6 protein-coding genes are annotated in these 8,400 nt (G+C 58.8%); 5 read left to right on the top strand and 1 reads right to left on the bottom strand.

Annotated elements, in window-relative coordinates:
* The first annotated feature begins 5 nt into the window (after window positions 1-5).
* The gene (locus ACXYN8_RS11625; RefSeq protein ID WP_458889624.1) at window positions 6-521 is read left to right on the top strand and encodes a toxin-activating lysine-acyltransferase; all 516 of its coding nucleotides are present in this window, start codon (window positions 6-8) and stop codon (window positions 519-521) included.
* 5 nt (window positions 522-526) lie between these two features.
* Window positions 527-916, top strand: coding sequence for a hypothetical protein (locus tag ACXYN8_RS11620; RefSeq protein ID WP_458889623.1), 390 nt, complete (start codon window positions 527-529; stop codon window positions 914-916).
* Window positions 917-1,183: 267 nt separating this feature from the next.
* Here the strand turns inward: ACXYN8_RS11620 and ACXYN8_RS11615 are convergent, their stop codons facing one another.
* On the bottom strand, window positions 1,184-2,911 hold the full coding sequence (locus ACXYN8_RS11615; protein ID WP_458889622.1) for a hypothetical protein: 1,728 nt from the start codon (window positions 2,909-2,911) through the stop codon (window positions 1,184-1,186).
* Window positions 2,912-3,074: 163 nt separating this feature from the next.
* Here ACXYN8_RS11615 and ACXYN8_RS11610 point away from each other — a divergent pair, with 163 nt between their 5' ends.
* The 3 genes from ACXYN8_RS11610 to ACXYN8_RS11600 all read left to right on the top strand — a co-directional run bounded on the left by ACXYN8_RS11610 (window position 3,075) and on the right by ACXYN8_RS11600 (window position 8,236).
* Complete coding sequence (locus ACXYN8_RS11610; protein ID WP_458889621.1) at window positions 3,075-4,115, top strand: glycosyltransferase family 2 protein; 1,041 nt, start codon at window positions 3,075-3,077, stop codon at window positions 4,113-4,115.
* Window positions 4,103-4,552 carry a GtrA family protein gene (locus tag ACXYN8_RS11605; RefSeq protein ID WP_458889620.1) on the top strand — a complete coding sequence of 150 codons (450 nt, stop codon included), beginning with the start codon at window positions 4,103-4,105 and terminating at the stop codon, window positions 4,550-4,552. The genes ACXYN8_RS11610 and ACXYN8_RS11605 overlap by 13 nt, the downstream gene beginning before the upstream one ends.
* Window positions 4,553-4,783: 231 nt before the next feature.
* Window positions 4,784-8,236, top strand: a complete 3,453-nt coding sequence (locus ACXYN8_RS11600; protein WP_458889619.1) for a calcium-binding protein — start codon at window positions 4,784-4,786, stop codon at window positions 8,234-8,236.
* Window positions 8,237-8,400: the final 164 nt, after the last annotated feature.

The raw sequence follows: 8,400 nt of genomic DNA, 5'->3' as shown, positions 1-8,400 counted from the left end.
CTTTCATGAAATCCAATACGCCCCAAAAGGGCACCCCTCCGACAGTTTCCCATCTTCTGGGAGAGATGACCTGGCTGCTGACCCAGTCGCCGCTGCACAAGGCCATGCAGATCGGGGACATCGAATGGTTGTGCATGCCGGCCTTGCTGAAGCAGCAGTTCTATCTGTTCCGTGATGGCGACCAGCCCGTGGGCCTTGCCATGTGGGCGAAGTGTGGAGCGACAGCCGAAAGGAAGCTGGAGGGCGGGATGATCGAGCCCGATAACCGTCTCACGCTCAAAGAGTGGGACAGCGGCGAGCGTGTCTGGCTGGTCGATCTCATTGCGCCCTTTGCCACCAAACAGAACCAACAACGCGAGATCATGATTGCCGACCTCGTCTCGGGACCGCTTAAGGGCATCGAGTTCCGCTTTCATCAGACCGACCCACTGACCGGTGAACGCAAGGTCCAGACTGTCACTGCCGACGCGGGCGAAAAACTCAAGGCGGCGGTCGACGCTGCGACTGCAACCAAGCAGTAGGGCGGATGGCACCTCGGTCTCTTTCCATTCTTTTGATCCTCGCCCTGGCGGCGTGTTCCGGACGATACATGGGCATTGATCGGGGCTCGCTCGATCCGTCGACGCAAGCATGGTTTGATAAAGCCATGACAGGCGACAAGCATGCGCAGTTCGAACTGGGGATGATTTTTGCCCGAGGCGATGCAGTGCCACAAGACTGCGTAAGGGCGCGCAAGCTTCTACGTCAGGCGGCCAGCCGCACCGGCGGCACCATCTGGGTATACTCGCCGCCTGTTACCAAGGGCGGCGCAGGCCGGGTTGTTCCGATCGACCAAGGACCGTTACAGGCGGGTCTCCAGACCGCCAAAGAAGCCCTGCACTCGCTGGATGAAAGCGGCCCTTGTAGGCCCGCCTGACAACCGGTCCCGTTTCATTTGCCCGTGGCTCGACTTGCGCCGTGCAATGGATAATCACGATGGAGCGAAGACAGAGGATACCCGCAGGATCGCACCAGCGATGTTAACAGATCCATATCATCGCGCGTCGCGAACTCTCGCTTAATTAAAGCCCATTCCGATTCACGCTGCCAGCCTCCACGCTGGAGTTTCGGGCCCTCGATGAGTGGTAATCGTGGATGCGGGGGCGAAGCCATCATTGGCTCGCGAGGCAACAGAAAACCTGTTTTATCCAGTACGATATTCGCGGGGAATAGCTGTGATGTTTCTCCGGCTTAGCAGGTAGGAAGTGCCAAGGAGCAAGAGAATGGTTGCAAGCGATAGCCATGCGCCGACCTTCTCCAATGGCAGACTGGTCCATGAAATCGTGACCAAATTGCGACCGGCTGGCAGATCGAGTTCGACAAGACCTGTCTCATCTTGAGGGCGCAGCGGTGCTTGTTTCTCGTTGACCTTCGCTGTCCAGCTCGGGAAGTGAAACAAGGGAAATGCGAGTGACACCGCTTGAGGGCTCTCGACCCGGAAGTGTATCGCGCCGTTCAGGCGGCCGATCTTCGAGCAACTTGCCTGCCGCGCGGCACAGTGGGCCGACCAATCGAAATCATCGCTGCGATAACCGCGCTCGGCGGCGGCGGCGGTGCGATACTCGTCCAGCCCAGGATACGGCGCCAATGCGCCCAGCTGCTTTTCCAGAGGTTCTCCGTCCAACACCGCGCTCTTGACAATCAAGGCGCTGCCCAATGCGACCGAAGCCACGGCGAAAGCGCTGATCGAAATCATTTGCAGGGATTTTTGATGCTTGAGCCGCGCAATTGCGCTGACAGCGATAAATGGCGCAATGGGCTCCAGCAGTGTGATGAAGCGATGTGGGAATTGCACGCTGCGCAGCGGCGTATCGAAGGTCCAGAGGGGATACGACAATTCGGTCGAAAGAAAGAATGTAACTGCGACAATCGCGATTGTTGGCATAAGCCACAAGGGCCGAGAACCGGCGACGGTGTTGCGCCAGACAAGCGCGAGCCCGGCTACCGACAGGGCAAAGGATGCGAGCGATGCCGGCCATTGGAAGCCAAACCAACGGATACCGTGAGCGACGGCGCTAAAGATCGGTAGGCTAAAGGCGTCGTAGGGCAGGAAATTCTCGCGCCACACCGCCGCCTCAATAAGATTGAGCGATCCGAAGGCCGGCAGCAGGTACCAGGACGACAATGCCAGACCTCCCACGATGGTCAGGACTGACTTCCAGATGTCAGGCAGCCTCCAGCAAGCGACAGGTGCGCGCAAGAACGCCGGCAGTCCGGTCGCGCCGACCATGATCACCGCCATCAAGCCGCTGACCGTATGCGAACAGATCACGAGGGCGAGCGCGACGATTGCGACGGGATCGACGACTCTCCTGTCGAATGCCAGCGGCCGCATTATGGACCAGAAGAAATATGCCAATGCGCCGCCGGACGTCGCCCAGGGATACCCGTTGAAGCCATGGTGCAAGAGAACGAGATTGGGCGTGAATGTCGCAATCGGAATTGCGACCAGAGAGAGACGTCCCAAGCCCCAGTCGGAACACAGACGCCATACAAACCACCCCAGCATCGCGCCGCCGGCTATCTCGACCCACTGCATGGCGTGCCAGACAGACCCGAGAGCCAAGTTAGCCGCCCAAACCGCGTAATAATACAAAGGAGAATAATAAAGGAGTCCAGGTTCCCCGAGGCCCTGATGCGCGTCATAAGCCCAGCGCGGACGCCACTCGCCCGCCTCGATCGCCGCAACATATTCGCGGGCATAATTGTAGTGCACCCAGAAATCGAGGTTGGGCGTGGCGCGCTCCAGAACCAGGTCAGGGGTCTGGACGACGAAAGCACAAACCAGAGCAAGGGCCATGGCGACCCAGGCGCAACTGGGGTGTCGCACGGCAAAGTCGGGATCATCGATGTTCTGCGAGAAAGCTCGCATATCTGAAAACTCTTTCTCGCAGCGCTCGACTGACGGCAGGCTTACCTTGGCAAGCTTGAAATGCGGTTAAGGCCAAGCGGCCTGCCCCTTAACGATTAGGATAATTTTAGCTTCCGGAGCCTAGAGGTCTTCACTCCGCCAACCGTTACAGGTCGACTGCCAAATGTCGCGCGATCCCGAACTGTCACTCGTCGTCCCGGTTTATGACGAGGAAGAGGCCATCCCGGTTTTCCTCGCCGCGGTGCGTCCCGTTATCGAGCAGATCGCGATCGAAACGGAGATCATCTTCATCAACGATGGCAGTCGCGACGGCACGATTGACGTCCTCAAGACCGAGCAATCTCGCGACCATCGCATCAGGATCGTCGATCTGAGCCGCAACTTCGGCAAGGAAGCCGCGTTAACTGCAGGCCTCGATTTCTCGACTGGCGACGCGGTGGTGCCCATGGATGTCGATTTGCAGGACCCCCCCGAGCTGCTCGTCGCTTTTGTCGAGAAATGGCGGGACGGCTACGACAACGTTTACGGACAGCGCGTGGATCGTTCCCAGGACAGCGCGTTGAAGCGCCTGAGCGCAGGTTGGTTCTACCGGGGGTTCAACCGCATTGCCGATCACCCGATCGAGGAGAATGCCGGGGACTTCCGCTTGATGAGCCGAGCCGTGGTCGATGCAACGCTGGCCTTGCGTGAACGCAACCGGTTCATGAAGGGCATGTTCGCCTGGGTTGGGTTCAACTCGGTTGCCGTGCCCTATGCGCGGCCCGAACGCGCGGCCGGCGAGACCAAATTCAACTACTGGAAGCTGTGGAACTTCGCACTCGACGGGATTACCAGCTTCTCGACTTTGCCGCTGCGCATCTGGACGTATGTTGGCGGACTGCTGGCTTTATGTGCCTTGGCATATACGGCAATCATCATTGGGCAGACCTTGATTTTCGGTCGCGACGTCCCCGGCTATGCTTCGATGATGGTGGCCGTTCTCGTTCTCGGCGCAGCGAACCTCATTTCTCTCGGCATCATGGGCGAGTATATCGGGCGTCTTTACGTCGAGGCCAAAGAGAGACCAATTTACGTGGTCGGCGAGGCGATTGGCTTCAAACCGATAGAACGGCGCACCGGCGATCCAAGAACTCGCACGGTCGCCCCGAAGGTCCAGAGACCAGTGGCGACGTCGGCCAAGGCTGCCACCCGATGGCGGGCCTAGGCAAGGGAGAATCCCACGCGCAGGTGATGGGAGATCGCTTCGGCGAAATCCTGCGGTTCGGTGTCGTCGGGTTGATTGCAACCGCGACCCACTTCCTGGTGCTGTGGCTGTCGATCGAGATGGCTGGAGCTCCAAAGGCGCTGGCCAATGGCCTCGCCTTCCTCGTGGCGCTATCGGTGACATTCCTTGGCCAATCGCGCTGGGTCTTTCGAGCTGCTCGCCGCAACGCCACGCGCGCGCTGCGCTTCATTGTCACTGCTGTTGGCGGGTTCATAGCCAACGTTGTCATCATGGCTTTTGCCATCGGACCATTGGGTTGGAGCTACAGGGCAGGCTTCGTCGCCGCCGTTTGTATCGTGCCCGCGCTCAGCTATCTTGCCAGTCGTCACTGGGTGTTTCGCAACGAAGTGCCGAACGGACCGCCTCTCGCGAAATAGTATTCTGCACCCGCGAAATCGGTATTCTGCCAATTGGGCTTCGGTTCGCCGTGCCTGGGGCTCACTTGGCCGCGAGCCACTTGTTGAAGAAGGTGCGGCATCGTCCGCTGCAATCGGGGATAGGTAGATCGTAGCGAGCACCTGCGCGGGAAGCAGTGCCGATCAAGCTTTCTACCCAGACGAGGATGCGAATGCCGCGGGCAGGCGCAGTGTTTGTTTGGGAGAATGATTATGGCAGAAGCAACGGTCTCAACAATCCAACAACTCCGGGCCGCGCTTAGCGATCCGAACATCACGATCATCAACGTGGCGCCTGGAAATTACACCGTGTCCGACGGGGTTTATCTCGGTGGATCCAACGGATTTAACATCACGCACGATGTCACCATCCGGGTAACTCCGGGAGCAACGGGTCGCGCCAACTTCTTCGCGGCGACCGATTTTGCCAAGGGCTTGTTCTTCGTTGCCGAAGGCGCAAGCGCGACCTTCGAGGGAATCGGCTTTTACAACACAGACGACGACCCAACCGGGAGCGCCTCCTCGAACGAAGCGGGGATCCGGTTCGAAGGCGTGAACCTGACAGTGATCGACAGCTATTTCGAGAACAATAAGAACGGTATCCTCGGTACGTCCCCGGGCAGCTCAGCCACACTCACGGTCCGCGCCAGCTTCTTCATCGACAATGGAACTGACTCGGGACAGGAGCATGCGATCTACTTCCAGGGCCTTTCGGTCGACGTCGAGGACAGCGAATTCAGCGGGTTTGGCGACGGCCATGCCATCAAGACAGTCGTCAACTCCACTCGCGTCGTCGACAATATCATCAGCGATGGTGGCTATGGCTACTCCAACCACCCGGTCAATCTCGAGGGTGGCGGCTCGCTTATCGCGACTGGCAACACGATCACGAAGTCTTCGAACGCGGCAAACCAGTATTCCGGTAACGGCTACATTTTCTACACTTCTGCAGCCCGTTCGAATGACGATGAGGGCGAGACGATCCTGATTGCAAACAATGCGATCAGTTCCGCCTATGTGAATACGGGCGGAAACCCGGGGACAGTGCTCCTGGGCAATTTTTCGGGCGCTGCAGCCACTATTTCGAACAACACGCTGACCGGCACGTTCGATCCGGATCTGGGCGTTTACGGCTATGCAACTTTCTCTGGAAACACGCTCGATGGAAACGCCCTCCCTTCAACCTACGACTGGGCGGCGGTTGCAGTTTCGCTGACCAACGGCGCAGACACGGTCACGCTCGATACCTCGTCAGGCCTTTATTCCGGTAACTACTTTGCCGCCTACGAAGGCCTGGACGGTGACGACACGATCAATTCTGCGTCATCAGGATATTTTGTGAAGGTCGTCAACGGGGGGCTTGGAGATGACATCCTGACCGGGGGAAGCGGTAACGACTGGCTCTATGGCGGAGCTGGGAATGACGTCGTCAAGTCCGGCTCTTTCAATAGCAATCGCATGCAGTATCTCAATGGCGGTGAAGGCGACGACTATCTCGAAGTCCAGGGTGCGAATGGTTTTGCCGATATTCTCGTGGGCATGGAAGGCAATGACGTGCTGGATGCACGCAACGCCACACGCGCAGACCTGGGAGGAGGGACGGGCAACGATATCCTGATCGGGAGCGCCGAGACCGATGCCTTCAGCGGTGGGGCCGGCGACGATATTGTCTACGGCAACGGTGGGGGCGAGCAGTATCTCTATGGTGGAGAAGGGATCGATACCTTCGTCTATGCGGGCACTTACGGAGCCAATGCCGATCTCTTCGTCGAATGGCAGTACGACGTCAATCTGCTCGTAGTGAGCCGATCGTCCGCCGGACAGGTCGAAACCGGGGGTGCTGAGCACCTATCCGAATTCGAGTACATCCAGTTTAGCAATGGCGTCTACGATGTCGCCGCCAGGGCTTTCACCTCCGGTGAAGTGAGAGTCGATCTTGCCGCAATCTTGTCGCTCAATTCGACCAACTACCTTTCAGGCACGGGTACCGGCGGCGGGTCCGGCGGATCGGGCGGATCGGGCGGTGGTGGAGGTTCGATCCCTTATCCCGTGACGACCAATTCGGTCGCTTACGATGGCTATACCATGGATGGGACCTCGCAGAACGACTTGATCGATCTCACCGCCGGCGAGGCAAACGGCAATTATGCGCGCGGATTTGGCGGCGACGATCATATCATCAGCGATGACTGGAACTCGGCGCTGGTCGGCGGTGATGGCAGCGACGTGATCGAGGTGCGCCGGTTCGCCAAGGTTGCAGGCGATGACGATATCGATCGTTACGGCGGGGTCATCAGCGTCAATACTACCCGCGCGGCAGATTACTTCGTGTTCGATGTCACGGCCTTTGCCGGGGCAGGGTGGGAGATGAGTCCCTCGGAAAACTGGGGCCGGATCCTCGATTTCGATGACGGCCTCGACAAGATCGCCCTGCTCAATGCCGGTAGCGACGGAGACGACTTCGCTGATCTCACGATCGTGCAGGATGGTGCCGACACGGTCATCACGACAGTCGACACTGCGCAGATCAGGCTCATCAATTTCTCGGCCGCAAACCTCGATGCATCAGACTTCATCTTCAGCGACGATGGCACGGGTACCGGCGGCGGGTCCGGCGGATCGGGCGGATCGGGCGGTGGTGGAGGTTCGATCCCTTATCCCGTGACGACCAATTCGGTCGCTTACGATGGCTATACCATGGATGGGACCTCGCAGAACGACTTGATCGATCTCACCGCCGGCGAGGCAAACGGCAATTATGCGCGCGGATTTGGCGGCGACGATCATATCATCAACGATGACTGGAACTCGGCGCTGGTCGGCGGTGATGGCAGCGACGTGATCGAGGTGCGCCGGTTCGCCAAGGTTGCAGGCGATGACGATATCGATCGTTACGGCGGGGTCATCAGCGTCAATACTACCCGCGCGGCAGATTACTTCGTGTTCGATGTCACGGCCTTTGCCGGGGCAGGGTGGGAGATGAGTCCCTCGGAAAACTGGGGCCGGATCCTCGATTTCGATGACGGCCTCGACAAGATCGCCCTGCTCAATGCCGGTAGCGACGGAGACGACTTCGCTGATCTCACGATCGTGCAGGATGGTGCCGACACGGTCATCACGACAGTCGACACCGCGCAGATCAGGCTCATCAATTTCTCGGCCGCAAACCTCGATGCATCAGACTTCATCTTCAGCGAAAGCACCCAGTCCACCTCCCAGTTCTCAACGACACGCGTGGCAGCGAACGAGATCGAAGGCGGGGCTTCCCTAGGTCGGATGGCGCCCCCGCAGAAGGACTATCGGAGAAGATGGGCACAGCCTTTCGACGAGCCTGCGTTCGCTGCCGATCAGCCAGTTGCGGGTCGGGGCAGAAGCCAGCTGCCCGGTCCTATCAGCACCTCAGCCTTTGCAGTGCCGGATCTCCATGCGTTGATGGAAACCCCATTCAGCGAGGCGAGGGGATCGATAGCAGGAATATCTCAATCGAGAGATTTTGACGGGCAGGACGTCGTTCAGTTCTCGGAAGACGCAGCGCCCATGGCGATTTCGTCACGGCTTGCTCGGATCGTGGAGGACATGGCGGCATTTGCGCCGGCAGGAGCCACTGGCATCACGGCATCGCAAGCAGGTCGAGATTCTTGGTATCAACCCGAAATTTATTCATGATCGAAGGAGTGGATCTGCTGGTTGCGTAATTCGCTAGGAAGTGAGGTTGAGGCTTCTCCGAGCGAATTTTTCCGCAACGGCCATGTCAGCCGGAACCTCGCTTTAACATTTGGACGCGTTTGTATGTGCGATGCAGCGGGCTGTGACGCTCGACATTGCTCGAT

This window comes from Altererythrobacter sp. CAU 1778, assembly GCF_054482795.1.
The sequence above is the reverse complement of the archived record's forward strand: the minus strand, read 5'-3'. Positions and strand labels throughout refer to the sequence as shown.